The following is a 26,603-nucleotide window of genomic DNA, read 5'->3' on the forward strand; positions in this document are numbered from 1 at the left end:
CGAGCGTCGCAGCGACGAACGACGAACCGAGAGAGGCTCGGAACGCTTTCTCGTCGATTCCGCAGTCCGATCCCGCGGGAGGCGACAGGCGCCTACAACAGCCCTTATTACTACCTCGGGACGAACGGGCGCCTGTGACAGACGACGGAACTCTCTCCGAAGAGGCCAGAGAGCGACTCGCCGACGTGGTCCGCCTGCAACCGACGAAGAACAAGGAACTCCAGGAGGCGTGGGGGCTGGAGTCCGGCAGCGAGGTCCACAGCTATCTCGAAGGGGAACTCAAGGAGTACTACTACCGCGACGACAACAGCCTCATCCGCGCAACGGCGGACGCCGCCGATCTCGTCGATGTCGAGCCCGGAGTCGAAAGCGGTGACGGAGACGACGGCGGCGTGCCCGCCGTCATCCGGGTCCCGGAACTCGAATCGCAGGTGTTCGCGGTCGTCGCCGGTCCGAACGACCGATCCGAGAGCGTCGTGAGCGTCCTGAACAAGGTCCGCGACGCCTACGACGTGGATCCGCCCGTCGAGGACGTCCGACAGGCGCTGCAGAACCTCCGACGGAAGGGTGTCGTGGAAGTGATCTATCGGACGGTCCCGACGTTCCGGCTGGCGGCCCACCGCGCGGAGATCGACGTCGAAATATCCGATTCCTGAGCGAGACTTCCGGATGATCGATTTCTGAGCGATCGCGAACGAACCAATCACACTGATTACTCTCGTCTCGTCCCACCGAGCGCCGTCGAGGGGGGTGGCGCTCGTCGGGAAACAGTGAGAGTAACCAGTATCAGTCGTCTTCTGTGTGGATTCGGTCCCGCTCCCGAACCCACTCCCGACGCCTCCGGAGCAGCCGTTTGATTCCCTTCCCCGGACCGCCTTCGATCGGCCAGCCCTTCGTCCGCCACGCCGGCGGTTCCGGTTCGAAGTCCGGACACGACCCGGAACACTCGGCGGCAGTCTGTGAACGCTGCTTCGCCCGACAGTTCGGCACGAACGTTCTGCCCGCGCGTCGAAGCTCGAAGTGCCGGCAGTCCGGCCGCATCGTCTCGTGGTAATCGCGCCAGCCGCGCCCGTAGGCCCGCTCTCCGAGTTCGAGTCGGCGTCGCTGTCGGGCCGCGTCGGTAGCGGCCTCCGGCGGCGTCACCGCACTGGGATGCCACTCGACGCTCGCTTCGGTTGGAAACGAGAGCGCCAGGATGCCGACCTCGACGGGCAGATCCTCGAGAAGCGCGGGTTCGACGCTTTCGCCTGTCGCCTCAGTCGCCACCCACACCTCGTCGGCGAGCGCTGTCTCGACGTCGTGAGTCAACTGTTCGGAGAGCGCGCGGGCGGCCGACGCGTCGAGGTCGGGCTTGTTCTCGATAGCGATGATCCGCCGGAGCCAGTCGGGATAGGGTGCGATACGTCTGATCTCGATCCGGTTTCCGTCCCGGCGTTTCTCGACGACGCCGCGGTCGGCCGCGCGGTGGACCGCTGCACGAACGTACCGCCAGGGATACCCGGGGTGCGGGAGCGCGTCGCGGTACCACGCCCAGTCGGCGGGCGCGTTGCGAACCACGTGGAGGAGGTCCGAATCGAGTTCGCGCTCGCCGAACTGCGCCCGGGCCCTGAGTCCCTCTGGATCGCATTCGAGAACGACGGTGTCCCACCGGCGCGCCTGCGTGCCGAGTTGGCGGGCGACGACGACTGGGGCTTCTCGCTTTTCGTCAGGGGGCCACGCCGTCTCTGCCCACCGGCACACGAAAAGCTCGAAGCCGAATTCGCCGGTTCCGGGTGTCATAACGACTGCTGTAACTGTTTACCGGCGCTCACCACACCCCGAGCCGGTGCGCACCGGGAAGAGACGACGATAGTCGGTATCACGCGTACGACTCCGGCCTACGCGAGGTACTTGCCGTCCTGTTCCTCGCCGTCGGCGGCCAGTTGGTCGAGATACTCGTGTGCTTGCTCGAAGATCTCCCGCGGCCCGTCCTGTGTGATCGTGTTGAGCGCCTGTTCGTAGTCGCGCCACTGGAGGTCGCGGTGTTCTTTCGAGAGCTCTGCGCTCGCCTCGAACGACCGGGCGATAAACAGATGCACCGTCTTGTGGATCGTCCTGCCGTTGGCCTCGAAGACGTAGTCGTACTCCTCGCGGAACCCGTCGATGAGGCGGAAATCTTCGATCCCAGCCTCCTCTTTGACTTCCCTGATCGCCGTCTGCTGGAGCTCCTCTTCGCCCTCGACCCCGCCTTTGGGGAACTCCCAGTCCCCCGGCCGGCTCTTCAGGAGTAAATACTCCCGTTCGCCGCGGGTGTCGCGGAAGAGGATGGCTCCAGCGCTGACCGCTTCGACTGTCATTACCTGAAATAACCGTACAAGGAGTTAAGAGACTATCGGACGCTTCGAGGGGCCCCTGCAGTCTCTCATACTGATTACTCTCGTCTCTCCCGCCGAGCGACATCCCCGCCTCCGGTGCTCGGCGATAAAAAGTGAGAGTAATCAGTATCAGAACCGCCCGCTCGCCGTGGTGGAAGTCGACACACACCGAGAAGCAACGACGATAGGTGTGTTTTTACGGCTCGGTGCCGATATGTTTCCTAACCCAGCGGAACCCAGCCTATGACCTTCGTCACAAAACTACGCTTCCAATCGGGGAACCGATACGAACTGGAATCGGCAGTGTCGGACCTCAAATCGATGCTCGAACGCAAGGGCGCCGAATGCAAGGGACCGCACGCGGACCCTCCCGAAAACCACTCAGTACCGCAGTATCGAACGCTCCAGCCCGGCGAAGAGTTCTCGCCGTGGAGCTACACGGTCTACTCCCGGAAACTGGAGATCCACGGCAACGACCACATCGCGCGGGAGGTCGGCCACATGGACTTTCCGGAGAGCCTCCACGTCGAGATCGAGGTCGAACAGAAGAAGCCGGCCGGCCATCTGCGGGACTGATACTGTCGGACGTACGTTCGTGGAACAGTTCGGCACCCCGTGGTGCCGAGAATTTCCGGATAGTTACGTCCGACAGTACGAGCACCGGAACGTCGAACCGACCTCACATATACATCCGGTCTTCGTGAATCTCCGATTGGTCGACCGCCTGTAATCGTTCTTCGAGATCACGGTAGTACTGTTCAATTTCGCCTGCGAACTGCTCTAATGCGGTCGTGTCGACCTCGATATCGTACAACTGCTCGACGGCGACAAGGAGTCGGAGCGCCGCTTCGACGTCGGGGACTCGGGGGTGGACCGGCGTGATGAAGACACCGACACGCAGATCAGTGTCCATCCCACGACCGACGACGCTCGCATTCACGCCGTCGAGGAATCCTGTTCCCATCGCCGTAATATCGGAAGCGGCTAGCTGTTCGTCCTGGTAATCTTCGGTGGCAACGTAGAACACTCTGTGGTCCGTCGGCCCGTGGGGGAGGGGGACTCCAGAGAGGATCGTAATCTCCTCGATGCGATTGCTTTCGGTCCAGTCGAGAATCGACTTCGCGAACGGGTCAGCCGCCCACAGCGGGACGAAGAGCTCGCTCACCAGGAGCGTGAGATCCAGGTCGGGGCGGGAAAACAGCCGAGTGTGGTGGCGCGGGGTCCCGTTTTCGAACGGCGTCATCGACGGGAGTTCCTCGGTGGTGATATAGCCGGTTTCCTCGAGTTCGAGTTGATCGACCAGGAAGTCGACCGCAGTGAGCCCGGCCAGTCCAAACGACGAGAAGCCGGCAACGAGTCTCTCCGAGGCGCTGGCCTCGTGGGTGATGCGGAATGACGGGCGGGAGGATGGGTCGGTAGCCATACCAGTTATTCTCGTCGGCAAGCAATAATAATTGCGAGAATCTATGTAATATGACACAAATCGCGACCGCGGAGAGAGACGACCAGTTTTGGAGACGGTCCCCCGGCGCACTCGCTCAAGTCGTAGATTTAAGATGGTTTGTGCACGTCCTTACTATGAGATTACAGATGGTTACGGAGCGCTGGGGCTCCCGACTGGGCTTTCTACTTGCGACCGTCGGTGCCGCTGTCGGTCTCGGGAACATCTGGCGGTTCTCCGCAGTCGTTGGCCAGAACGGAGGGGGCGCCTATCTCGTTCCGTATCTCATCGCAGCCTTCGTGTGTGCAGTCCCCTTGCTCGTACTCGAACTGGCGGTCGGACGACGACTCCGGACGGACGTGGTGTCCGCGTTCCGGTCAGTGAAACCCGAGTACACCGCATTCGGCTGGCTCGTGACTGGCGGGGTTCTCCTCGTTTTGAGCTATTATCTGGTTCTTACGGGATGGGTATTCGGCTTCCTGCTATCGTGGCTGGGCGGGACGGAAACGACGTTCGGTGCGTTCACAGCGGGGTGGGAGCCGGTGGGCTACTTCGTCGGAGCAACAGTCCTCACGGGAGGCGTCGTCTCGCTGGGCGTCCGCGACGGCATCGAACGGATGGCAAAGGTCGTGATGCCCACCGTGTTTGCGATCCTTCTCGGACTCGCGTTGTATGCGGTGACGCTTCCAGCGTGGGGACAGGCAGCGAGGTTCCTGTTTACACCCCGGTTCTCGGTACTCACTGACGCGGGGATCTGGAGTGCCGCGTTCGGACAGGTGTTTTTCTCGATGTCCGTCGGTCAGGGGATTATGCTCACCTACGGAAGCTACGTCGACGAGGGGGCGAACCTCCGCAACTCCGCGTTGCTCGTCACAGTCACCGACATCGGTGCGGCCATCGTCGCTGGTCTGGTGATATTCCCGATCGTCTTCAGTTTCGGCCTCGAGCCAACCCTCGGGACGGAACTCGCCTTCACGACACTCCCCACGGCGTTCGAGACGATGCCCTTCGGCCGCATCGTCGCGGTCGCGTTTTTCGGGCTGCTCTTTTTCGCCGCGCTCAGTTCGGGGGTCTCGCTTCTGGAGGTTGGCGTTGCTGCGGCGACGAACTCGACACGGCTCTCAAGACCACGCGCGACGATAGCACTCACTGTCGGCGTTTTTTTCGTGGGCGTCCCCTCGGCGCTCAGCTACAGTCCGATGCGACTCGCCGCGTTCGGCCGTCCCGTGTTGGATATTGTCGACGAGTCTGTCGGAACGTTCGCGCTGCCGATTTCTGCGATCCTTATCCTGTTCGTCTTCGTGTGGGCTGTCGACCTCGATACCGTCCACGACGACCTCGGTATCCTCTATCCGTTCGTCAGATACCTCATCCCGGTCATCCTGGTGGTGGTGACCGCCGCAAAAGCGATCGGGATCGCGCAACCGGCGTGGCGGCTTCTCGTGAATCGGGCTCGGAGCGGCTCCGTCGGAGTGATCGTTGCGGCGTGTCTCTTCGTGGTCTTCGCCGGACTCGGATGGGTGGCCCGTGACCGGCTCCCTCCCCCTCCGCGCCTCCGAGGAAAGCGACGATGAATCGATCCGTCGACGGGAACTCATCAAAACGAGCGTGAGAGCCGTTCTGTGTAGCCCACTGCGGTCACGCATACCGCTGTTGCAGGAGAGGACGACAGACCTGAATCGGGACCCGGCGCCGACGCGACTTTATTTGATGCCGCCAACGTAGACGTATGACCGCAGACGACCTCCGAGAACTCCGTCGTGACCTCCACAAGCATCCGGAACCCGCCTGGCGAGAGTTCTACACGACCGCACGGATCGTCGACGAACTCGAGACGCGCGACCTCGACGCGCTCTACGTGGGTCCCGAGGTCCTCGCCGATGGCGACCGCGTGGGCGTCCCCGACGAGGAGGAACTCGACGAATGGATGGAGCGCGCCGAGGCAGCGGGCGCCCGCACGGACGTTCTCGACCGACTCGAAGGCGGATATACCGGCGCCGTCGCCGTCGTCGAGCGTGGCGATGGGCCGACAGTCGCACTCCGGGTCGACATCGACGCGCTGCCGATCACGGAGTCGTCTGCCGAGGACCACTACCCCGCAAGCGAGGGTTTCCGATCGGGGAACGAGGGCTATATGCACGCCTGCGGGCACGACGCCCACACGACGATCGGCATCGGCGTCCTGGACGCCATCCTCGAAAGCGACTTCTCGGGGACGCTGAAGGTGTGCTTCCAGCCGGGCGAGGAACGGATCGTCGGCGGCGAGCCGATGGCAAAGTCGGGGCACCTCGACGACGTCGACTACCTGCTCGCGGTCCACGTCGGCCTCGATCATCCCTCGGGCGAGATCGTCGCCGGCATCGACGGCTTCCTGGCAGTCTCCCAGTTCGAGGCGGCGTTCGTCGGCGAGTCCGCACACGCCGGTGCCCGTCCCGAGGAGGGAGACAACGCGATGCAGGCGGCGGCGACCGCGGTCGAGAACCTCTACGGGATCTCTCGCCACGGCGACGGCGCGACCCGCGTCAACGTCGGCGTCATCGAGGGCGGCACTGCCTCGAACATCGTCGCGGAACGCGTCGGAATCGAGGGCGAGGTGCGTGGAGAGACCACGGAACTGATGGAGTACATGTATGGGAAGGCCCGTCGGGTGCTCCGCTCGGCCGCGGAGATGCACGGCTGTGAGACCGAGATTCACACCGCTGGACAGGCCCCGTCAGCACGGAGCGACGACGAACTGCGGGCGGTCGTCGCCGACGTGGCTCGCGGGACCGACGGCGTCACCTCCATACTCGAAACTGACCACCTCGGCGGCAGCGAGGACGCGACGTATCTGATGCGTCGCGTACAGGAGAACGATGGGAAGGCGGCCTACGTCGGCGTCGGCACTGACCATCCTGGTGGCCACCACACGGGGACCTTCGACGTCGACGAGGCGGACATCGGACTCGGCGTCGAGGTGCTCTCGACAGCCATCGTCGAGATCGGAAAACGGCGGCCCTAACTGAACAGTAGGGAGCGCGTCAGTACTTCGACTCTGCGCCGGTGACCTCGTAGATGTCGTCCATCAACCGGTCGCGCTCGTCCTGCCAGACGTCGAGGGCCTCGGGACGGCCGGGATAGCGCCCGTAGTGTTCCATCAGTTCGTCGGCGAGTTGCTTCGTCCGGTAGAAGTGCAGGATCTGCCCCCAGTGTCCGTAGGACTCTTTGGCCGTCTTCGCGAGCAGCGTCGGGCCGAAAGAGGTCGTCCCGGAGTACAGCGCCTCCGCGAGTTTCTCCCCGGGCAGCGACGCCAAAAGCCCCATCAGATTGTCGACGTCGATCGCCGTCGACAGGATGTTGTAGACGTCGAGGCCGGCGTACCGCGCGCCGAAGTGGTCCATCACGCGCTCGTTGTAGCGCCACAGCGCCGACTCGCTCACGTCGCCCGCGGAGATGGCGCTGATGGCCTGTTCAGCCGCATACGTGCCGGCGTAGGCCGCGCCGGCGATCCCGCCGCCGGTCGTCGGATTGACGTGACCGGCAGCGTCGCCGACGGCGATGAATCCGGGCGCGACAGCCGAGTCGTAGGGCCGGCGGGTCGGCAGCGCCGCGCCGAGTTTGTCCGTTACGGTCGCGCCCTCGAACTCGGGGCGGTTCTGCAGATCCCGCCGCAGGTCGTCGACCAGCTTCATCGGCTCCTCGTTCATCTGGAACCCGAGGCCGGCGTTGATCTCCGTCTCGGTCCGCGGGAAGTACCAGAGATATCCGGCCGCGCGCTCGGTCGGCTTGAAGACCAGGGCGTCGTCCCACTCTACCGGTTCCGGCACTTCGACGATCTCACGGTACGCCGAGCAGAACTGCGAGTAGGCGACGTTCGTGTCGAATCGCGACTCCGAGAAGTCCGTCTTGTCTTGGAGGATCGAAAGCGACCCTGCACCGTCGATCACCACGTCGGCGTCGTACTCGACGACGTCGCCGTTCCGCTTGCCGCGGACGCCCGTGACGGTGCCGTCGTCGGCCTGCGTGACGTCCTGGACGACGGTGTCGTAGTGGAACTCTGCGCCGGCGGACTCCGCACCCTCGATGATCAGGTGACCGTACTCCCAGCGGTCGATGACCGCGAGTTCGCCGGGGACCGGGATGTCGAGGACGGTGTCTTCCTGCGGGATCTCGAACCGGCCGTGGTCGACGCCCGTGTTCGTGAACGCGCCCTCGATCTGCGATTTCGGGATCGCTTCGGGGAACGCGTCGGCACCCTTCAGCGCATCGCCGCAGGCGATGTGACCGGCTTCTTCGGCGGATTTCCGCTCGACGACGGCGACGTCGAGGCCCGCGTCGGCCGCCGTGGCCGCGGCGTAACACCCGGCGGTCCCGGCTCCGACGACGACGACGTCGTACTCGTGGGAGGTACTCATCGTTCAGTCTCTCGCGTCCGAGCGGAAAACTCTTTATTTGTCGGAAACCCCCGCTCCGGGGGCGACCGGCGAGCACTTGGGGTGGTGACGGGCAGCAGGAGGTTCCGTGCACTGGTCACACCCGGTGTCAGGGGGACGCTACGGCTCGCCACCGGCGGCGGCCTCGTCCAGCAGATGCTCGACGAGTGACCCGACTTCGGCGGGTGTCCCGCCGACGACGCGGATCATCGGCTCTTTCCCGACGGCGCCCTCGTCGGCGACGGCGCGCGGCGGCTCATCGGCGCGATCGAACACTCGATCGGCCGCCCAGTCCATCGTCGAGGCCTCGTCGGGTTCGGCGGTTCGATCGAACCACGCGACCGGTGCATCGAGTGTCTCCAGTCCGCGGCGCGTGGACGCAGTGAGCCGACAGTTCGTCGCGAACCGGAGAGCCGGGTCGTGCTCGCGAGCGGCCAGGAGAAACCGGGCGAGATGGCTCGAGGCGCCGAAGCGGACCCCCCGATTGGGTTCGACGCCGTCCAGTGTCCGGGTGATGCGCCCCTCGACGGCCGCCGTCTCGTCGATCGCTTCCGCGTATGGGGTCGCGCCGACGACGTTCATCCCGACCTCAGCCACCAACGGGCCCACATCCATCTCGACGAACTGATCGACGAGGCCGCGGACGGTGGCGACCGTCGACTGCGCCTCGGCGTCGTTGCGTACCTCGACCAGCGGGTGGACGGCTCCCGGTCCGCCGCCGACGTCAAGGGGGTAGCGGACGGCCCGACTGGCGAACGTGATTCCGGCCCTGACCGCGGCTTCGAGGTCCCGACCGCGGGCCAGATTCGCGGTGATCGCCGCAGATAGCGAACAGCCGGAGCCGTGGGTCGCGGCGGTGTCGATCCGCGGGTGGGCGAACTCCCGGACGCCAGAATCCGTCACCAGGACGTCACGCACAGTGTCGCCGCCGCCGTGGCCGCCCGTCACGAGTGCCGCGTCCGCACCCATCTCGAGTAGCCGCTCGGCCGCCTCGCGGGGTGTCGGTTCCGTGCCGTCGCTTCCGACCAGAACGGCCGCCTCGTCGCGGTTCGGCGTGACGAGTGTGGCCTCGCCAACGAGATCCTCGTAGGCGCGCTCGCCGGCGGAATCCAGCAGCCGATCGCCGGACGTCGCGACTATCACCGGATCGACGACGAGCGGGAAGGTCGCCTCGGCGACGCACGCCCGGACCGTCCGGACGACGTCGGCGGTGCCGAGCATCCCCGTTTTGGCGGCGCCCACGGCGAAGTCGTCTGCGACTGCTTCGTACTGCGCGCGGACGTCGTCGGGAGCGAGGACCGTCGACCGCTCGACGCCGCGGGTGTGCTGGGCCGTGACGCTCGTCACGACGCTGGTCGGGAACGTCTCGTGGGCCGCCATCGCTCTGAGGTCAGCCTGGATCCCGGCGCCGCCGCCCGAGTCGCTCCCCGCGATCGTTAGCGAGACCGGGAGCGAAACCGGCGCCGGGCGGCGTCTGTCGTCGAATCGGGGCCCGGTTTCGGAGGTCATCAGGCAGGCACCTCCCAGGACTCCCGCGTGTAGGCCATCTCCCAGAAGCGGTGTTCGAGCCGCGTACTTTGCAGGAACGCCTCCCGCATCGCGGCGCGCTTTCCCGGACTTTCGGCGGCGCAGTCGTCGACTAGGTCACGCATCCAGGACACCGACTCGCGGAACGCATCGCTCGTGTACTTCTCGATGAACGGCGTGTAGCGGTGCTCTGCGGTCGCCAGATCCGCCATATGCTCGGCAACGTCCAGATAGCCCTGCCCGCAGGGGTAGATTGCCGCGGCGATGGTCGCAAGCGATCCCTCGTGGGCGGTTCGAAGCAGGAAGTTGGTGTACGCGACGCAGGTCGGCGCCTTCTCTGTCGCCCGCAGGTCCGCGGGCGTCAGCCCGTACTCAGCGGCGAACTCCCGGTGGAGATCCAGTTCGTCGTCGACGATCGCGTGGGCGATGTGGAGGAGGCGCCGCATCCGCGCTTCCTCTGTCGCCTTCGTGCCCGCGATAGCGAACACCCGAGCGTAATCCAGCAGGTACCGATAGTCCTGGGTGACCCAGTGGCGGAAGGCTGCCTCGTCGAGGGTGCCGGCCGCGAGTTCGCGAACGAAGGGGTGGTCCTTCTGGGCGGCCCAGAGGTCCGCGCCGTCCGCGAGCAGTTGCTCGCTGAAGGCCATCAGTCGTCCGCGGAGGCGGGCGCGTCGCCCGGGAGGTCAACGACCGGCGCGTTCGCCCCGAGCTCGTCCAGCGCGACCTGGGCGGCGCGCTTGCCGGAGAGCAGCATCGCGCCGAAGGTCGGCCCCATACGGGTGAGGCCGTGCGTCGTGGCCGTCGAGAGTCCGGCCGTGAGAAGTCCGTCGTGGACTTTGCCCGTCTTCTCGACGACTTTGTCCTCGCTGTCCTGGGCCCACATCGAGTCGTGGCCCGGGGAGTCGTGACCCGGCGCGCCGTACTCGCCCTCTGCGGTCGTGTCCATACCTGTCGCGTGCGTCTCGGCGTGTTCGATCCCCGGCGCGTCGATCGCCCCCCGCTCTTGGAGTTTGGAGACCACGACGGCCTCGTGGCCGGTCGCGTCGACGACGAGGTCGGCCTCGACGGCGATCGGATCGACGCAGGTGAGTTCCCGGGGCAGCGCGTGGACGGGCGACCAGTTCATCACGATGCCCGCGACGCGGTGCCCGTCACGGACGACGACGTCGGTGAACTCGGTCATATTCTGGATTTTCGCGCCGGCGTCGCAGGCGGCCTGGATGAGCGCAGAACAGGCGTGCGGTCCGTCGGCGAGATGGAGCCCCTCCGTGTCGGATTCCTCGTGGGGCACCCCGAGTTCGTCGAGAACCGCATCAGCGGGCTCTCGTACGGTGAGTTTGTTCATCAGAAACCCGCCGAGCCAGAAGCCGCCGCCGAGGTAGTTGTTCTTCTCGACGACCATCACCTCGACTCCGCGCTCGGCCAGTTCCTTCGCCGTGACCAGTCCGGACGGACCGCCGCCGACGACGATGACCTCCGTGTCGGTGAAGTCCAGGAACTCCTCGCTCCAGGACCTGGCGATAGCGTTCGTGACCTGTGCATCCGTCGCGTCGCTGAAGCCGCTGAACGACATACCACCTAGTGTTACTACCAACTAATTAGTCGTTGCGGTCGCGAGTCGGTCAGTCTCTGGACGGCGAGAAGACCGTCGCGGCAACGGCAGTGACGCAGCAGTCGCTCAGTGACTCGACAGCGACGAACGGGAGAACAAGAGAGCGCAGGACCGGCCGCCTACTCCTCACCCGACTCGTAGTGGTCGCCCGCGGCCTCCGGGATCCGCGTGCGCCCGACGAGTGCGAGCACGATGATGACGACCACGAAGGGAATGATGCGGATTAGCTGTCTGGGCAGGCCGATACCCTCCAACTGGAGGACGGTCTGGATCGCGTCCAGACCGGCGAAAAGCAGCGTCGAGAAGAACGCTCCGATCGGATTGTAGTTGCCGAACAGATACGCCACGATGGCGATGAAGCCCTTGCCGTTGACCATCGTCGGGCCGTTTCCGGTGAACTGTCCGAGGTCCAAAGAGAGCGCCGAACCGCCGATTCCCGCGAGGACGCCCGAGACCAATACCGCGGCGTAGCGCACCCGTGAGACGTTCACGCCGGCCGTATCGAGGGCTTTCGGGTTCTCCCCGCTGGCGCGGATCCAGCGCCCGAATGCGGTTCGCTCGAAGACGTACCACGAGGCCGCGACGGCGACGAAGAGCAGGTACACCGACGGCGACGCCGAGAAGAGCGCGCCGAAGAAGGGGATCTCGGAGAGTACCGGAACCGATATCGATCCCGGCGAGGCGACCGTCGGCGTGTTCGGCCCGCCGTAGATCACCTGCGAGGCGAAGGGTGCCAGCCCGAGCGCGATCAGCCAGACGGCGAGGCCGGCGATGATCTGATCAGCGCGGAACTCGATCGTGACGATCGCAAACAGTAGCGCGAGCAGGGTACTCGCGAGGATTCCGCCGCCGAAGCCGATCCAGACCCCGCCGGTGAGGTCTGTCACGTAGACCGCGGTGAACGCCGAGATGATGAGCAGGCCCTCGAGCCCGATGTTGATGACGCCGGATTTCTCCGAGAAGATCCCCCCGAGTGCCGCGAACGCGATCGGGACCGAGAGCCGAAGCGCGGAAGCCAGAGTGTTTCGGCTGGTGATGGCGTCGGCGAGCGTCCCGGCGAGCGAATCCGGGAACAGAACGCCGAGGATCAACAGGACGACGGTCGCGACGACGACGACCGCCGCAGAGAGCGCCCGCGTTGAGTACTCCGCGAAGAACGACGTCACTCCCGATCCGTCTGCGTCACTCATCGGTTTCACCTTCCGTTTGGCCGCCATCGGTCGCCACGGGCCGTGATCCCAGGTCGGTCATCCGCCGACCGACCAGGCGGAAGAACTCCGGCATCGCCACGAAGAGGATGATGAGTCCGCGGAGGACGCCCACGAGTTGCGGCGGGACGTCGGTCGCGAACTGAACGACTATCGTCCCGCTTTTGAGCACCCCGAAGAGCAGCGCCGCAAAGCCGACACCGAGGGGGTTGTTCCCGGCGAGGATCGAGACGGTGATCCCGTCGAAGCCGTAGGCGGGGACGCCGGACTGGAACGAGCCCAGCACCATCATCACGTACATCGCGCCGGCGACGCCGCCGAGCGCGCCCGAGAGGGTGAGACTCGCGACGATCGTTCGGGCGGCGTCGACGCCGCCGTACTCCGCGGCCGCCGGCTGGATGCCGGACGTCCGGACGTCGTAGCCGAAGGCCGTGTGTTCGAGGACGTAGTAGAGGCCGACAATCGCCACGAGGCCGAAAAAGAGCGCAACAAGGGAGAAATCCTGCCGCCCCCCGAAGAGGACGGTCGGAAACTGCGCGTAGTCCGGCAGCGTGACCGTCTGATTCGCCGCGCTGTTGGGGTCTTTGAACGTGTCGGAGACGAGATACAGCGTCACCCCCGTGGCGATGAAGTTGAGCATAATCGTCGTGATGACCTCGTTGGCCTCGGCGTACGCCTTGAGCAGCCCCGGAATCGCGCCGTAGAGGCCGCCGAACACCGCACCGACGAGGACGCCGAACGGAACGAGAAGGACGGTTCCGACGACGCCGGAGACGAGCGTCGAGGCCCAAAGCACCAGAAGCGCCGTCGCCAGGCCGCCGACGACCATCTGTCCCTGCGTCCCGATGTTGAAGATGCCCGCGCGGAACGCAAGCGCCACAGAAAGCCCGGTGAAGAGCAGAAGCGTCGTCTCCCGGAGCGTCACGGAGAACTGCCCCTCCGGGGACCACGACCCGCTCAGCGGGTCCCCGAGGGCGCCGAGGAACAGCCGATCGAACACGAGGACCGGGTCATAACAGAAGCCCGCTCCGAAATAGTACACCGCATCGCCGGGCGAGCAGGTCGTCATCCGCCCCGCGACGAGGACGATAGCGGCACCGACGAGGATCGACAGCACGAGCGCCGCCGTGCTGATCAGGATCCGCTCTGCCGCAGACGCGTCGATCAGCCGTGTGAGGGCGTCTCTAGCCCGGTCAGCGGCGCTCACGCGTTCTCACCGCCGGTCGGCGCGTCTTCCGGTGTCGTTCCTGTCGTCTTCGCGTCCTCGGTCCCTCGCGACTCCGGCCGCTCGCCCGCCATCAACAGCCCGAGTTCCTCTTCGGTCGTCTCCGTGGGGTCGACGACGTCGATGAACTCCCCTTCGTACATCACGGCGAGGCGGTCCGACAGTCCCTGCACCTCCTCCAGTTTCGAGGAGACGAGCAATATCGCAACGCCCTGTTGTCTGAGTTCCAGCAGTCGCTCGTGGATGAATTCGATCGACCCCACGTCGACACCGCGGGTCGGATGCGAAGCGACCACCAGTTCGGGGTCGCGTGCGAACTCCCGCCCGACGATGAACTTCTGTTGGTTGCCCCCCGAAAGCGACTCCGAACTCGTCGTGGCGCCCGGTGTTCTGACATCGTAGTCGTCGATAATCTGTTCGGCGTGGTCCCGTGTGGCGTCCCAGTCGATCCGTCCGTTGGGACCGAATTCCGGGCTGTGTTGGCTGCCCAGGAGCGCGTTCTCGATCAGGTCGAAGTCCATCACGATCCCCCGCTCCTGTCTGTCTTCGGGGATGTACGCCATCCCCGACTCGATCCGACGCCGGCGGGAGGTGTCGGTGATCTCCTCGCCCAAGAATCTGATTTGACCGTCGTCCGGCGGCTGGAGTCCGGTCAGGGCGGCGACGAGTTCGGACTGGCCGTTGCCGTCGACGCCGGCGATGCCGAACACTTCGCCCGCCCGGATCTCGAAGGAGACGCCGTCGACCGCGCGGACGCCCCGGTCGTCGTCGACGACGATGTCCGAGGCGGCGGCGACGACATCCCCGGCCTCGGCCGGGGGCCGATTCACGTCCAAGAGCACTTCGCGGCCGACCATCAGTTCCGCGAGCTCCTCCCGTGTCGTCGCGTCGGCGTCGACGGTACCGACGTTCTTTCCGTCCCGGAGGACCGTGATCTCGTCGGCGGCGCGCATCGCCTCGCCGAGTTTGTGCGTGATGAAGATGATCGTCTTCCCCTGGGCGGTCAGCTCTTCGAGCACCTCGAAGAGCTCCTCGACCTCCTGAGGCGTCAACACCGCCGTCGGCTCGTCGAGGATCAGCACGTCCGCGCCGCGGTAGAGCGCTTTGAGAATCTCCACCCGCTGCTGTTCACCCACGGAGACGTCCTCGATCCGCGCGTCGGGATCGACGTCGAAGCCGTACCGGTCCGCGAGTTCGACGACAGCCTCGCGGGCGGCCGCCCGGTCGATGCCAAGGCCTCCCCACTTCCGCGGCTCGTTACCGAGGGTGATGTTCTCGGCGACGGTCATCGGATCGACGAGCATGAAGTGCTGATGGATCATCCCCACGCCGGCGTCGATGGCGTCCCGCGGAGAGTCGAACATCCGCTCCTCGCCGTCAACCACGACTCGGCCCGCAGTCGGCTCATAGAGCCCGTACAGGACGTTCACGAGCGTCGTCTTTCCGGCGCCGTTCTCACCCAAGAGCGCGTGGACGGTCCCACGCTCGACGGACAGGTCCACGTCGTCGTTGGCGACGACGCCTGGGAACCGTTTCGTGATCCCGTCGAGGTGGACGGCAGTTTCCATATATCTGTTTGCCCCTGTTCGTGGCATCCCCGAATAGGTTTGGATCTGTGCTCAGACGTGGCGGACGACCGGTCCCCACTCCCCCGGTCGTGCCGCCGTCCCGTCCGGATGCTGTCGCGCCGACGGTCCGGATGCTGTCGCGGCGACGATCCGGACCGCCTTACTGCGGCGTCGACGGCACCGAGATGTCGCCCGCGATGATCTCATCGCGTGCAGTTGCGACCTCGTCGGCGACGTCGTCGGGGATCTCGGAGCCCAGCGAGTCACCGTACACGAGGGCGACGCCCTCCTCTTCCAGGCCGAGTTGGACGGCGCTACCGCCCTGGAAGTTGTCGTTGACGACCGATTCGATGGAGTTGTACACCGCGGTGTCGACCCGCTTGACCATACTTCCGAGGATGACATCCGCATACGAGGGCTTCGTGATCGACTGGTCGCGGTCGACCCCGATGGCGAACTTGCCTTCCTCCTGCGCTGCCTGGAAGACGCCCGTCCCGGTGTTGCCGGACGCGTGGTAGACGATGTCGGCGCCGCTGTTGTACATCGCCGTCGCCGCTTCGCGGCCCGCTGCGGGATCGTTGAAGCTGCCGGTGTAGTTCGTGCTGACGTCGACGTCCTCGTTGCCGGCAGCGACGCCGGCCTCGAAGCCGGCCTGGAACTTCCGGATCAGGTCCGACTCGACGCCGCCGACGAACCCGACGCTCGTGGAGTCGCCGCTCGTCGAGCCCGCGCCCGCGGAGAAGTCACGCGTCGTGAGCAGGCTGGCCATCAGGCCTGCCAGATACGAGCCCTCGTGTTCCTTGAACACGTAGTTCGCCACGTTCGACGGTTCGACGGCGGCGTCGACCAGCATAAAGTTCTGGTCGGGGTAGTCCGCGGCCGTCTCCGAGAGCGCGTCGGCCTGCAGGAACCCGATACAGCAGACCAGGTCGTAATTGGGATCGGTCGACTGGGCGAACTGCTGCTGGAAGGTGCTGAACTGGGCCACCTCGTCCGGTTGTGCCTCGTTGAACGCGATGTTCAGTTCCTCTTCGGCCTCCAGTACGCCCTGTTGCGCCTGGTCGTTGAACGACCCATCGCCGAGACCGCCGGTCGCGTACACCATCCCGATGTTCGCCGCCGGGCCGCTTTCGGTCGTCTCGGCGGCCGTGGTCTCCATCCCGTCGTCGTCACCGCTCGGTTCGGTCGTCTCCGTGTCCGATCCGCCCGATGGACCGCCGCTACAGCCGGCTAGTCCTGCGATTCCCGCCACACCCGTCGCCTTCACGAACGTCCGTCTATCCATAGCGTTTGACACCTATCCAACAGTGGGTAGCGATATATGCATAAATTCGTCGCTTCTGGCTCCGAACACACACTCCCTTCGAGGGAAAAGTGGACAGACATCAGACCTTACTGCGGATCGATCGGCTGCCTCCTGTGCCACCCCGACCGTTGTTTCCCCTTCTAGGGGGAGGGCGGGTACAGAGATTCGAGGAGAGCGCCCGCCCGTTCATACTGATTACGCTCACTTGTTACCGCCGAGCGCCATCCCCGTTGGCGGCGCTCGGTGGGAAGAGACGAGAGTACTCAGAATCAGTCGTTGGCGGACGTCAGTCCGCTCTATCGACAGCGTCGACGACGACCGCCCGCACGTCCTCGATGAGGGAATCGACGTCGTCGGCTTCGGCGTAGATACGTACGTACGGCTCCGTTCCGGAGGGGCGAACGAGCGTCCACGATCCGTCAGGCAACTCCAGTCGGACGCCGTACTCGGTGTCGGTCGTCGCTTCGGGGAAGGCGTCCGGCAGCGTCGACGCTACACGCTCCATCGCCTCCCTCTTTCTGTCGTCCGAACACTCGACGCTCACCTTCCGGTAGGGGCGCTCGGTGACGGGTTCTCGGAGTCCGTCGAGCCCCGTTGCGGCGACGAGTCGCGTCAGAACCGCTGCGGAGGCGATGCCGTCGATCCAGCCGCCGTGGTCGGGGTGAATGTGTTTCCACGGTTCGGCGGCAAAGACAACTTCGCCGCCGTCCGCGCGAGTGGCGGCGATTCCCTCGTGCAGGGCGCCGAGTCGGACGCGTTCGATACGACCGCCGGCTTCCCGGACCCGTTCGTCGATCCGCCCGGAGGCGTTCGGTGTCGTCACCACGACCGGGTCCGTCGCGGCCGACGCGCGGACAAAGTGCTCGGCGAGGATCGCGACCACGGTGTCTTCGTGGACGACGCCGCCGTCGGCATCGACGACCACAATCCGGTCTGCATCGCCGTCGTGTCCGATCCCGAACGCGAAGTCGCGGTCGCTGACGAACGCTCTGAGGTCCGCAAGCGACTCGGGCGTCGGTTTCGACTCCCGGCCGGGGAAGTGGCCGTCGACCTGCCCGTTCAGCGTGACGACGCGAGCGCCCAGTTCCCGGAGGAACTGCGGCGTTCCGAGCGCACCCATCCCGTTCCCGCAGTCGACCGCGACAGCGAGGTCTGCTGCGTCTGCGCCGTGGTCCAGCGCGTAGTCGACGACCGCCTGCCGGTAGGCGGGCAAGACGTCGAGATCCTCTGAATTGCCCCAGTCGGCCCACTCCACCGGCTTCGTCTCCTCGGCGACGCGGCGCTCGATCCGGTTTTCCCCCTCACGGTCGTACTCCTCGCCGTCGGCGAAGAGTTTGATTCCGTTGTCCGTCGGCGGGTTGTGAGAGGCGGTGAGCATCACTCCGCGGCGACCCTGCGACACGTAGGCGAGCGTCGGCGTCGGAACGGTACCGATCCGACGGACCTCGGCGCCCGCCGATTCGACACCTGCCTCGACGGCGGCCGCGAGCGCCGGTCCCGTGGTGCGTCCGTCCCGGCCGACCACCACCTCGGCCGCTCCGTCGGACGCGTCGCCGCCGGCCGACTCGATTGCGTCAGCACCGACCGCACGACCGATCGCGAGCGCGAACTCGGGCGTCACCCGCTCGGTCGCCGACCCGCGAATCCCCGCGGTCCCGAACAGTTCCATACATCCACCTGGTTCGCCGACGGGTTATAAACTCACGCTCCGCAGTCGAGATTCGGAACGCGACGATATTTTACGCCGTAGGGCGTACCCCGGCGTGATGAGCGACGAGCGAATTAGAGCGCACGTGTTCGTCAGCGGGAGGGTACAGGGCGTCTACTACCGCGCGTCGACGCGGGACGCCGCGCGCGAACGCGGCGTCGACGGCTGGGTCAAAAACCTCGACGACGGGCGCGTGGAAGCGGTCTTCGAGGGCGACGAATCCGCGGTCGAGGAGATGATCGAGTGGTGCCACACGGGCAGCAGCGCCGCCTCGGTCGAGGACGTCGAGGTCTCCTACGAGGAGCCAACTGGCGAATCCGGCTTCCAGGTCAGGTGGTGATGAGGGAACCGTGACGGCGACGCCGCCCGCTACGCCCCGTCCTCCGGTCCCCGGACGAGCGAGTCGATACTGCTGGCGATAGCGCGTGAGAGGATCTCGGCCATCGCGGTGTCCGCAGACCAGATCGCAGTCTCCTCTGCGGGATCGTCCGACGCTGCCGCAGAGAGGAGAACGACCCGGTCGTCGACGAGCAGCACGCGCCCGGTGTAGTCCATCGTCCCCGACTCCAGCGGTGCGGTCACTTCCACGCTGTTGATGGCCGCGAAGATATCCCTGACCGCCTCGCTCTCGCTGATGACCCGAACGGCGACGCCGGCAGCGTGCCGGTCCTCGACGGTCGCGACCAACTCCTCGGGAACGAACGCCGGGGCCGGCGCCCCGATCAGAACGGTCTCGGTCGCCTGTCTGACGAGTTCGACCACGCGGCTATTTATCGGTTCGCGGCCGCGGACCGTCCAGACGTCGTCGCGGGTCTCCCGCTCGGTCCCGGCCCGCCGCTGTGCCTCCAGAAACGCGAAGGCCCGATCAGCCTCGGCCTTCAGTTCCTCCGCGAGTCGCCGTCGGGCGGTTTCGAGACCCACCGGTCGGTATCGCTTCGGCGTCGACTGCTGGAGTTCGACCAGCCCGACCTCGGCGAGTTCCTCGGCCGCCCCGTACACCTGCGAGCGGGGCACCCCCGTCTCCTCGTGGATCCCCTTCGCCGTCCCGACACCGAGCCGCTGGAGCGCGATGAACACCCGCGCGGCGTAGTTCGAGAGCCCGAGTCGTTCCAGCGACTCGACGGCGTCGTGCTCCGAGGGAGCCCCGTCTCCGTCGTCTGGTTCCGTCATTGTGATCCCTCCGTGTTGCGGGGTCGGTCCTCCGCCGTGATCGCGAGCGCTCCGTCCCGGTCGTCCGGGTTCGTCCCGGATACCGCTCCCCCGTCGGCTGCCGGTCTGGGGCCCATCGCCGTGTCGGGATCGCCGTTGACGATCCGGTCCCAGACGACGAGCGCCGAGGGGAGCACGAGCAGCGAGGCCAGGAAGGAGTAGACGATCGAAATCGCCGTCAGCACCCCGAACTGGCCGAGCACAGACAGAACGGCCAACACGAGGACGCCGATGCCGAAGGCGGTGGTCGCCATACTCCCGAGGAGTGCGCCCCCGGTCCCGACGACGGTCCGGCGGAGCGCCGGGATCAGCGGTCGCTCCCGCCGTTCGTCGATGAAGCGGTGGACGATGTGGACCGAGTAGTCGATCCCCAGGCCGATCGTCAGCGAAAGAATCGTCGCGGTGAAGGCGTTAAAGGAGATGCCCAGCACCCGCATCGTGCCCGCGACCGCCGTTACCGACACGACTATCGGGGCGAGGTTCGCAATCCCCAGAGAGGGAAGCCCTTCCAGCACCCAGTAGATGAACATCAGAAACACCACGGTCAACCCGAGCGCCAGCGCGAGGCTCTGGATGGCCGACTCGAAGATCAGATCCGAGACCTCCTGGAAGACCACGGTGTTGCCAGTCAGGGTCGCGTCCGCGCGGAAGCGGTCCGAGACCTCGGAACCGGCTGCGACCGCCTCGCTGTCAGAGGCGTCGGCGGAGACGGTGTAGACGATGCGGGCGCTCCGGTGGTCGTCGGCGAGATACTCCGAGGCTCGATCGCCCGCGGGCGATTCCTCCAGTTCGCTGTAGATCTTCGCGAGGTTGTCGTCGGGAACGCCGTTGTCGTTCCGGTCGTTCCGCTCGACCAGCGCCGCGAACTCCGGATCCTCGTCGGCGCGGTCCTGGATGATCGTCACGATGCTCGTCGATTCCGCGCGCCGGTTTTCGGCCTCGACGAACTCGTCGGGGGGGTCCTCCCCCGCGCGGTGGATCCGTTCGAGGGCGGCGTCGTTCTCCATCCGCCCCTCCAAGTATATCGTGATCGATCCCCCCTGCGTGCTCGTGAACTTGTCTTCGAGGAAATTCAACGTCGCGACGGCGCTGTAGTCGGACGGCGCGAAGGGCTCCGGCAGCGACTTCAGGAACGGTGACACCTCTTCGGGCGGCAGGAAGTCCTCCTGGGTGAACGACGTGTCGACACCGGTCGCATAGCCCGCAGCGCCCGCACTGAACACGAGTGCGAGCACGAGTACGGCGACCGGAGCGATCCGTGCGAGCGTCACCCCGACCGAGAGCACCGCACCGAGTGCCGACCCCTCCTCGCCGAGCGGCCGCTGGCTGAACGTCGGGATGGGCCAGCCGTCACGCCGCCGATCGATCCAGACTTTCGCGGCCGGCAGGAAGATTCCGAAGATGAAGAACGTGAAGATGATTCCGACGCCGGCGACGACGCCGAAGTCCCGGATCGGGGGGAGATCCGACGCGAGATTCGAGAGGAAGCCGATGACGGTGGTCCCAGTGACGATGAAGAATGCCACCAGAAGCTGGTCGGTCGCGACGGTCATCGCTGACTCGATGTCGAGGCCCGTCGCGCGGTCCTCGCGGTAGCGGTTGATCGCGTGAATGCCGAAGTCGATCCCGACTGCCAGAAGCAACGGCGGGATCGAGATCATAATGTTGTTGAACGGGATCCCCGCGAGGCCGAGGAAGCCGAAGGTCCAGATGATAGCTAACCCGAGCGAGAGGGTTCCGAGGAGGAGATCCAGCAGATCACGGTACGCGACGACGAGAAACCCCACGATGAGGAGGACCGCCGCGGGCGTGACGATGAGCAGCGAGTCGTTGATCACGGTGCTGAACTCGTCGGCGATGATACCGCTCCCGAAGACAGTGATGTCGGCGTCGAGTTCGGCGTCGATGATCCGCTGGGCGTCGTTTTGGACTGACGTCAGGGGACTCTCGCCGGACTGTCCGGCTGTCCCGCCGCCAGCCCCGCCGGGCAGGTCGTGCTGCACGACCCCGATCGTGGCCGACGCCGACGCCGATTTCGCGTTGAAGTCGTTGCTCACGATGCCGGTCAGAGCGGGGTTGTCGGCGTTCTCACGGACTGCCTGCCGTACCTCCCCCTGGGGTGCGCGTTCGAGCGCCCTGATCTGTTGCTCCAAGGTCGTGGCGTCCGGATCGATGGTTTGCGCGACGAGCCCAGCCGCCGAAGAGGTGCTGGAAACGTACATATCGCTGCGCTCCTCCATCGCTTGCTGGGCTCTGAGCATCGCGAGCAGCGAGCGCTTCGAGAGGACGTTGGCGTCGCGCTGGACCAACTGGGTGCTGCCCCCGCTCTCGTCGAAGGCGGGGAGGAACTCGTTTTCGATCCGTTCGAGCGCGTTCGCCGAGGGGATGTCCTCCGCGAACTGCTGGGTTCCGGCTTCGGTGGAGACGCTGCCGAGCCCGGCCGCAAACACGATAGTCACGAGGAGGAAGGCTAACATCACCTTCTCCGGCCGGTTGACGATGTTGTCGTCGGCCCAGTCGACGAAGCGCTGGTAGTCCAGGCGCATCAGTCAGCCCTGTCGTCGGTAGTAGAGGAACCCGCCAGCGGCGAGAACGACCAGCACGCCGATTGCGATTGGAACGACCGGGAGGCCGCCCTCGGGGGCGCCCGTGACGTCGACGGGCACCTGGTACGTGTCTGAGACGATGGTGTCGCCGCCGTCGTCGTCGTACTGGAAGTCCATCTTGACCGGATAGGTTTTCGCGGTCGCGCTGCCGTCGGCGCTCAACTGGAAGATCAGTTCGCGGGACTCGCCCGGCTGAAGTTCGTCGACGAACGCCTCGTCGTCGCTGGTCGAGAGCGGCGAGTCGGTGTAGATCTTCGCGGAGACGTCGGTGACGGTGTAATCGCGCGTGTTCGTCACGGTGACCGAGAACTCGCCGCCGGAGCCAGCGGTGAAGGTCCCGTTCACCGGTTCGACGTCGAATTCCGCCGACTCCTGACCGACGTCGACGCGTGTGGGGATGGTATCGGACTGTCGTTGCGTTCCCTCCTCGTCCCAGTAGTCGACGGCGAGATCGAACTGTCTCGGTCCCGAGTCGGCGCTGCTTGTCACCTCGACCTCGAAGGAGAACTGCGCGGACTCGCCGGGGTCCAGCGACCCGACGGCGACCGAGGTCTCAGTCGGCGAGACCGTCGGTCCCGGATCCTCGAAAGTGACCACGGCGTCCTCGGCGACCTTCGGGCCGTTGTTCGTGACCGTGCCGGACAGCGTGTTCGTCTCCCCGACGCGGAGCGAACTGCTCACGTCCGAGACCGAAAAGCGCATTTCGGGGAGTGCTCGCATCGGGACAGTGAGCGACGTGCTCGACCCGGTCGTGCCGTCGGGGCGCTCGTAGTCGACCTGGGCATCCAGCGAGTAGTTGCTGGGCTGTGCCGCGTCGCTCACGCGCGCGTCGAACTCGAAGGTGCGATTTTCACCCTCCGCCCAGGTGTCGACGAACCGCGTGCTCGACTTGTCGGAACCCAGCGACACGTCGGGACTCGACGACGAAAGCGTCAGCGTCGAGTCGAGCGCCTCGCGGTCGCCGACGTTCTGCATCGTCACTTCCAGGGTACCCTGCCCGTTGACTGCCGCCGTCGAGTCGGTGCCGACGACGGTGAACCGCGGACCGGGTTTGACGCGCACTTTGAGGTACTCGGTGACGCGGCGCTCGACAGTGTTGGCTGCCCCGTTGTCGAACTCGTAGGTGAGATGCAGCGGAATCCGGTACGTGCCGCTGTCGACATCCTTCGGGACGTCCACCTGGATAGACAGATCCGCCGGGTCGCTGTCGGCCAGTTCTGGGACGAACAGTTCGTTCGTCTCTACGTTCAGCGGACCGGTGTTTCCGGGGCGGACGCGAACGCTCGTCGCCGTCCGAACCTTGTCGTCGGGGCCGTCGGGATCGTTCACTAACTGGAACGACACCTCGTTGACGCTACCAGGCGTAATCGTCCGGTCGGCAGTCACCGTGCGGAGGTCGGGGTTGGAGGTAAGCCCCGCCACCGGAACCGCACTGACCAGAAGCGATGCGACAAGCAGAACCACGAGTACCTTTCGTCTCATTTTTGGGGACCAGTAGGTGTCGTCGAACGCTCCGGAGGGCCGGCAACGACCGCGGTCTCCGGCACGAACGACTGCTAATACGCCACAGTCGGACCTCTCGTATATAAGGTATTGTAAATTTCTACAAACAGCCTCGGAGTTCCACGAGTGATTCTTACCGAGCGGAAACTTCACCACCAGACACCGCTATCACCCGGTGTCGCCGGTATCCGGAAACCCGTATAGGGGATCGATTGGGAGACCAACGAACTTCCGGAAGGACCTCGCGTTGCTTGGCGGGCTCTCGTCTTTTTACGGTGGCGGAGAATTCGTGGCCGGATGCGATCGAAATCACTCCGGAGAAGCGAACGAACGGGGGCGCCTGTGACGACTTTTCGCCATCGGGACGTTTAACCCCACGTCCCTCCCGCGTTGGGGTATGAAGGCGACCGCGAAGGCACACCCGATTCAGGGCCTGATCAAATACCACGGGATGCGCGACGAGCAGTTGCGGCTCCCGTACCACGACAGCATCAGCGTCTGTACCGCGCCGAGTCACACGAGAACGACTGTCGAATTCCGGCCGGACGCCGCGGAGGACGTCTACCGGATCGGCGACGAACGGGTCTCGGGGCGCGGTGCCGAGCGCATCGACGCCGTCGTGAATCACGTCCGCGAGTTGGCCGATATCGACCACCCGGTTCGGCTCGAATCGGAGAACTCCTTCCCCCCGAACATCGGGTTCGGCTCGTCGTCCTCGGGCTTTGCGGCGGCAGCGATGGCGCTGGCGACGGCCGCGGGGCTGGATCTGACGCCCCCGGAGGTCTCCACGATCGCTCGTCGCGGATCCTCGTCGGCCGCCCGTGCGGTCACCGGGGCGTTCTCCCAACTCTACTCGGGGATGAACGACGAAGACTGCCGCTCCGAACGGATCCAAACGGACCTCGAAGAGGACCTTCGGATCGTCGCTGCTCACGTCCCTGCTTACAAGGAGACCGAACAGGCCCACCGAGAAGCGGCCGAGAGTCATATGTTCCAGGCTCGGATGGCCCACGTTCATCACCAGATCGACGCGATGCGCGATGCGCTCTTCAAGGCTGACTTCGGGACGGCCTTCGAACTCGCCGAACACGATTCACTGTCGCTGACGGCGACGACGATGACCGGACCGGCGGGCTGGGTGTACTGGCAGCCCGATACGATTGCGGTGTTCAACGCGGTCCGGGAACTCCGGAGCGAGGAGGAGATCCCGGTCTACTTCTCGACGGATACGGGAGCCAGCGTGTACGTGAATACCACTGCGGACCACGCTGATGCTGTCGAGGAGGCAGTCGCCGCTGTCGGCGTCGATACGGACGTGTGGGAGGTTGGCGGACCGGCGGAGATCCTCCCCGAGTCGCAAGCGTTGTTCTGATCAGATCGGGAGCAGAGCAGAGATCCACTTGTCCGTCGTAGCTCGTCTCTGTTCGAGCCGTGGCAGTCGTCGATCTGTTCGTAGTCCAATAAATATGATATTTCTGTAATTATATTGAATTTGTTACTATGTTTAATTTCTGAAGCCGAGATGTGATTTTATCTACCAGGGGTGGCACAGGAGTCGTTTGATCGAATGCTCGAAGAACATTGGAGGACTGTTACGATTCCTGTATTCGGGATAAGCACGGAGCACATTGGTTGAGAGAAAGTTTGTACTGTTACCGCTGCAACCACGGTATCGGTATATGAGTGTAGAATTATCTGAGATCATCAAACGGTAACCGACTCACCGATGTCCTCAGCAGTTTCGTCTCCAGTGTCTTCGGTCTCAGGTACTATTCAGGTGGCAGAGAACGGGCTTTTCCATATCAAGTACAATATGAACTATATACAAATAATTTTTAGATTTCTGCCTCGTAAGGCGGCTCGTTAGTGAGTCAGCGATCGCAAAATACGGAGCGATTACAAGAGCGAGCCGTCCACCGGTCACCGATAACACAAGTACGTTTGTTAGTTGTTCGGCTGACCTGCGGAGGAAAATCTCCACACAGTCGCGGAGAAATCAGCGCAAACGATTATGCAGGTTCGACAGGAGGGGGTAGAGTATGGTCGATGATGCTTGGCAAACCGACGATCCGAACCTCGAACTGGGTCTCGAACGGGTTTTGGAACTCAAATCGACGTCGAATCACCCATAGAGGTCGGCGAGACGGGAGACGGCAAGCGACGCAGCATCCCTATTCTCGGTGGGACAGTCACCGGTCGCTGCGAGGGAACCGTGCTCGAAGCAGGCGCGGACTATCAGCTCTACCGCAAACGCCGACCCACGGAGTTGGGAGCGAAATACGCCTTCGAGACCACGGACGGCTCGCGTGTGTACGTCGAAAACTGGGGGATACGGGTCGCGGCTCCAGAGACCAAACAGCGGTTGCGCGACGGGGAGCCTGTCGAATCCGAGGACGTCTACTTCTGCTCCGTCCCGGAGTTCGGGACTCCCGACCCGGACCTGCAGTGGCTCGAGGAGAACGTCTTCGTGGCTGCCGGGATCCGCCAACCCAACGGGGTGCGTCTCGCTGTCTATCAGGCCGGGTGACAGCAGCCGAACTGTTCTCTGAATCGAACGGGTGTTCGCCTCTACTGGTGTGTTTATTACGCGAGAACGCGGCGAAAGCGCGGTCAGCCTCGACTCGTACACCGGGCAGTCGGGACACCTCCATACGACTGCGCTGGGCAAAACGGTGCTCGCATATCTCCCCCGCGACCGAGTCGAGGCCATAATCGACCGACAGGGGTTGCTCGCGATGACCGATCAGACGATCACCGACCGCGAGGCGCTGTTCGATGGACTGGACAGCATCCGACAGCGGGAGTATGCATCCGACCGTGAGGAACGCATCAAGGGGCTGAACTGCGTCGCGATCCCGGTTCTCAACGACGACATCCTCCCGGAACTCCGGCGGCCAGCCAACATCAGCGAACCAAACAGGCGA

22 protein-coding genes and 1 pseudogene are annotated in these 26,603 nt (G+C 65.0%); 8 read left to right on the forward strand and 15 right to left on the reverse strand.

The window, feature by feature from the left end:
* Positions 1 to 134 precede the first annotated feature (134 nt).
* A complete protein-coding gene (locus RJT37_RS13105; RefSeq protein ID WP_313685120.1) occupies positions 135 to 656 on the forward strand; it encodes a DUF5797 family protein in 522 nt (173 codons plus the stop codon).
* Positions 657 to 786: 130 nt separating this feature from the next.
* Here RJT37_RS13105 and RJT37_RS13110 read toward each other — a convergent pair whose 3' ends face one another.
* Both RJT37_RS13110 and RJT37_RS13115 read right to left on the reverse strand, forming a co-directional pair.
* Complete coding sequence (locus tag RJT37_RS13110) at positions 787 to 1,779, reverse strand: DUF5787 family protein (RefSeq protein WP_313685122.1); 993 nt, start codon at positions 1,777 to 1,779, stop codon at positions 787 to 789.
* A gap of 98 nt (positions 1,780 to 1,877) precedes the next feature.
* Positions 1,878 to 2,336 (reverse strand): bis(5'-nucleosyl)-tetraphosphatase, encoded by a 459-nt coding sequence (locus RJT37_RS13115; protein ID WP_313685123.1) that lies wholly within the window; start codon positions 2,334 to 2,336, stop codon positions 1,878 to 1,880.
* 261 nt (positions 2,337 to 2,597) lie between these two features.
* Here RJT37_RS13115 and RJT37_RS13120 point away from each other — a divergent pair, with 261 nt between their 5' ends.
* Positions 2,598 to 2,930, forward strand: coding sequence for a 30S ribosomal protein S10 (locus RJT37_RS13120; protein ID WP_311173754.1), 333 nt, complete (start codon positions 2,598 to 2,600; stop codon positions 2,928 to 2,930).
* 103 nt (positions 2,931 to 3,033) lie between these two features.
* On the opposite strand, the gene RJT37_RS13125 is transcribed toward RJT37_RS13120, so the two are convergent.
* The gene (locus RJT37_RS13125; RefSeq protein ID WP_313685124.1) at positions 3,034 to 3,777 is read right to left on the reverse strand and encodes a proteasome assembly chaperone family protein; all 744 of its coding nucleotides are present in this window, start codon (positions 3,775 to 3,777) and stop codon (positions 3,034 to 3,036) included.
* Positions 3,778 to 3,944: 167 nt separating this feature from the next.
* Between RJT37_RS13125 and RJT37_RS13130 the strand changes: the two genes are divergently transcribed.
* Positions 3,945 to 5,369: a sodium-dependent transporter gene (locus tag RJT37_RS13130; protein WP_313685126.1), complete on the forward strand. Its 1,425-nt coding sequence runs from the start codon at positions 3,945 to 3,947 to the stop codon at positions 5,367 to 5,369.
* Between the two features lie 155 nt (positions 5,370 to 5,524).
* Entirely contained in the window at positions 5,525 to 6,796 is a 1,272-nt protein-coding gene (locus tag RJT37_RS13135; protein ID WP_313685127.1) for an amidohydrolase, read from the forward strand.
* 19 nt (positions 6,797 to 6,815) lie between these two features.
* On the opposite strand, the gene RJT37_RS13140 is transcribed toward RJT37_RS13135, so the two are convergent.
* The 9 genes from RJT37_RS13140 to RJT37_RS13180 all read right to left on the reverse strand — a co-directional run bounded on the left by RJT37_RS13140 (position 6,816) and on the right by RJT37_RS13180 (position 18,322).
* The gene (locus RJT37_RS13140; protein ID WP_313685129.1) at positions 6,816 to 8,189 is read right to left on the reverse strand and encodes a geranylgeranyl reductase family protein; all 1,374 of its coding nucleotides are present in this window, start codon (positions 8,187 to 8,189) and stop codon (positions 6,816 to 6,818) included.
* A 138-nt stretch (positions 8,190 to 8,327) separates the two neighbouring features.
* A complete protein-coding gene (thiD, locus tag RJT37_RS13145; RefSeq protein WP_313685131.1) occupies positions 8,328 to 9,716 on the reverse strand; it encodes a bifunctional hydroxymethylpyrimidine kinase/phosphomethylpyrimidine kinase in 1,389 nt (462 codons plus the stop codon).
* Complete coding sequence (gene tenA, locus RJT37_RS13150) at positions 9,716 to 10,381, reverse strand: thiaminase II (protein WP_313685133.1); 666 nt, start codon at positions 10,379 to 10,381, stop codon at positions 9,716 to 9,718. The genes thiD and tenA overlap by 1 nt, the downstream gene beginning before the upstream one ends.
* The gene (locus RJT37_RS13155; protein ID WP_313685134.1) at positions 10,381 to 11,307 is read right to left on the reverse strand and encodes a sulfide-dependent adenosine diphosphate thiazole synthase; all 927 of its coding nucleotides are present in this window, start codon (positions 11,305 to 11,307) and stop codon (positions 10,381 to 10,383) included. Before RJT37_RS13155 ends, tenA begins: the two co-directional genes overlap by 1 nt.
* Before the next feature lie 158 nt (positions 11,308 to 11,465).
* Complete coding sequence (locus RJT37_RS13160) at positions 11,466 to 12,536, reverse strand: ABC transporter permease (protein ID WP_313685136.1); 1,071 nt, start codon at positions 12,534 to 12,536, stop codon at positions 11,466 to 11,468.
* The gene (locus tag RJT37_RS13165; protein ID WP_313685138.1) at positions 12,529 to 13,761 is read right to left on the reverse strand and encodes an ABC transporter permease; all 1,233 of its coding nucleotides are present in this window, start codon (positions 13,759 to 13,761) and stop codon (positions 12,529 to 12,531) included. The genes RJT37_RS13160 and RJT37_RS13165 overlap by 8 nt, the downstream gene beginning before the upstream one ends.
* Positions 13,758 to 15,347: an ABC transporter ATP-binding protein gene (locus RJT37_RS13170; protein WP_313685140.1), complete on the reverse strand. Its 1,590-nt coding sequence runs from the start codon at positions 15,345 to 15,347 to the stop codon at positions 13,758 to 13,760. The genes RJT37_RS13165 and RJT37_RS13170 overlap by 4 nt, the downstream gene beginning before the upstream one ends.
* A 160-nt stretch (positions 15,348 to 15,507) precedes the next feature.
* A complete protein-coding gene (locus RJT37_RS13175) occupies positions 15,508 to 16,632 on the reverse strand; it encodes a BMP family lipoprotein (RefSeq protein WP_313685142.1) in 1,125 nt (374 codons plus the stop codon).
* A 307-nt stretch (positions 16,633 to 16,939) separates the two neighbouring features.
* A complete protein-coding gene (locus RJT37_RS13180; RefSeq protein WP_313685144.1) occupies positions 16,940 to 18,322 on the reverse strand; it encodes a phosphohexomutase domain-containing protein in 1,383 nt (460 codons plus the stop codon).
* Between the two features lie 97 nt (positions 18,323 to 18,419).
* On the opposite strand from RJT37_RS13180, the gene RJT37_RS13185 reads away from it, so the two are divergent.
* On the forward strand, positions 18,420 to 18,701 hold the full coding sequence (locus tag RJT37_RS13185) for an acylphosphatase (RefSeq protein WP_313685146.1): 282 nt from the start codon (positions 18,420 to 18,422) through the stop codon (positions 18,699 to 18,701).
* A gap of 29 nt (positions 18,702 to 18,730) precedes the next feature.
* Here RJT37_RS13185 and RJT37_RS13190 read toward each other — a convergent pair whose 3' ends face one another.
* From RJT37_RS13190 to RJT37_RS13200, 3 genes are read right to left on the reverse strand one after another with little or no spacing between them, the layout of a single operon-like run.
* Complete coding sequence (locus tag RJT37_RS13190) at positions 18,731 to 19,531, reverse strand: TrmB family transcriptional regulator (RefSeq protein WP_313685148.1); 801 nt, start codon at positions 19,529 to 19,531, stop codon at positions 18,731 to 18,733.
* Positions 19,528 to 22,116 (reverse strand): efflux RND transporter permease subunit, encoded by a 2,589-nt coding sequence (locus RJT37_RS13195; RefSeq protein ID WP_313685150.1) that lies wholly within the window; start codon positions 22,114 to 22,116, stop codon positions 19,528 to 19,530. Before RJT37_RS13195 ends, RJT37_RS13190 begins: the two co-directional genes overlap by 4 nt.
* Positions 22,117 to 22,119: 3 nt before the next feature.
* Positions 22,120 to 23,658, reverse strand: a complete 1,539-nt coding sequence (locus RJT37_RS13200; RefSeq protein ID WP_313685152.1) for a COG1361 S-layer family protein — start codon at positions 23,656 to 23,658, stop codon at positions 22,120 to 22,122.
* Positions 23,659 to 24,076: 418 nt separating this feature from the next.
* Here RJT37_RS13200 and mvaD point away from each other — a divergent pair, with 418 nt between their 5' ends.
* The 3 genes and pseudogenes from mvaD to RJT37_RS20690 all read left to right on the forward strand — a co-directional run.
* Complete coding sequence (gene mvaD, locus RJT37_RS13205) at positions 24,077 to 25,051, forward strand: phosphomevalonate decarboxylase MvaD (protein WP_313685154.1); 975 nt, start codon at positions 24,077 to 24,079, stop codon at positions 25,049 to 25,051.
* Positions 25,052 to 25,807: 756 nt separating this feature from the next.
* Positions 25,808 to 26,206, forward strand: a complete 399-nt coding sequence (locus RJT37_RS13210) for a DUF3237 family protein (RefSeq protein ID WP_313689967.1) — start codon at positions 25,808 to 25,810, stop codon at positions 26,204 to 26,206.
* A 49-nt stretch (positions 26,207 to 26,255) separates the two neighbouring features.
* Positions 26,256 to 26,489 (forward strand): annotated as a pseudogene (locus RJT37_RS20690) (IclR family transcriptional regulator domain-containing protein); the annotation flags it as partial.
* Between the last annotated feature and the right edge of the window lie 114 nt (positions 26,490 to 26,603).

Source organism: Halobellus marinus (assembly GCF_032113415.1).
Classification (GTDB): domain Archaea; phylum Halobacteriota; class Halobacteria; order Halobacteriales; family Haloferacaceae; genus Haloquadratum; species Haloquadratum marinus.

Coding starts and splice junctions, on each gene's coding strand:
- RJT37_RS13110 (WP_313685122.1), bottom strand. CDS start 1,779: ATGACACCCGGAACCGGCGAATTCGGCTTCGAGCTTTTCGTGTGCCGG.
- RJT37_RS13115 (WP_313685123.1), bottom strand. CDS start 2,336: ATGACAGTCGAAGCGGTCAGCGCTGGAGCCATCCTCTTCCGCGACACC.
- RJT37_RS13120 (WP_311173754.1), top strand. CDS start 2,598: ATGACCTTCGTCACAAAACTACGCTTCCAATCGGGGAACCGATACGAA.
- RJT37_RS13125 (WP_313685124.1), bottom strand. CDS start 3,777: ATGGCTACCGACCCATCCTCCCGCCCGTCATTCCGCATCACCCACGAG.
- RJT37_RS13130 (WP_313685126.1), top strand. CDS start 3,945: ATGGTTACGGAGCGCTGGGGCTCCCGACTGGGCTTTCTACTTGCGACC.
- RJT37_RS13135 (WP_313685127.1), top strand. CDS start 5,525: ATGACCGCAGACGACCTCCGAGAACTCCGTCGTGACCTCCACAAGCAT.
- RJT37_RS13140 (WP_313685129.1), bottom strand. CDS start 8,189: ATGAGTACCTCCCACGAGTACGACGTCGTCGTCGTCGGAGCCGGGACC.
- thiD (WP_313685131.1), bottom strand. CDS start 9,716: ATGACCTCCGAAACCGGGCCCCGATTCGACGACAGACGCCGCCCGGCG.
- tenA (WP_313685133.1), bottom strand. CDS start 10,381: ATGGCCTTCAGCGAGCAACTGCTCGCGGACGGCGCGGACCTCTGGGCC.
- RJT37_RS13155 (WP_313685134.1), bottom strand. CDS start 11,307: ATGTCGTTCAGCGGCTTCAGCGACGCGACGGATGCACAGGTCACGAAC.
- RJT37_RS13160 (WP_313685136.1), bottom strand. CDS start 12,536: ATGAGTGACGCAGACGGATCGGGAGTGACGTCGTTCTTCGCGGAGTAC.
- RJT37_RS13170 (WP_313685140.1), bottom strand. CDS start 15,347: ATGGAAACTGCCGTCCACCTCGACGGGATCACGAAACGGTTCCCAGGC.
- RJT37_RS13175 (WP_313685142.1), bottom strand. CDS start 16,632: ATGGATAGACGGACGTTCGTGAAGGCGACGGGTGTGGCGGGAATCGCA.
- RJT37_RS13180 (WP_313685144.1), bottom strand. CDS start 18,322: ATGGAACTGTTCGGGACCGCGGGGATTCGCGGGTCGGCGACCGAGCGG.
- RJT37_RS13185 (WP_313685146.1), top strand. CDS start 18,420: ATGAGCGACGAGCGAATTAGAGCGCACGTGTTCGTCAGCGGGAGGGTA.
- RJT37_RS13190 (WP_313685148.1), bottom strand. CDS start 19,531: ATGACGGAACCAGACGACGGAGACGGGGCTCCCTCGGAGCACGACGCC.
- RJT37_RS13195 (WP_313685150.1), bottom strand. CDS start 22,116: ATGCGCCTGGACTACCAGCGCTTCGTCGACTGGGCCGACGACAACATC.
- RJT37_RS13200 (WP_313685152.1), bottom strand. CDS start 23,658: ATGAGACGAAAGGTACTCGTGGTTCTGCTTGTCGCATCGCTTCTGGTC.
- mvaD (WP_313685154.1), top strand. CDS start 24,077: ATGAAGGCGACCGCGAAGGCACACCCGATTCAGGGCCTGATCAAATAC.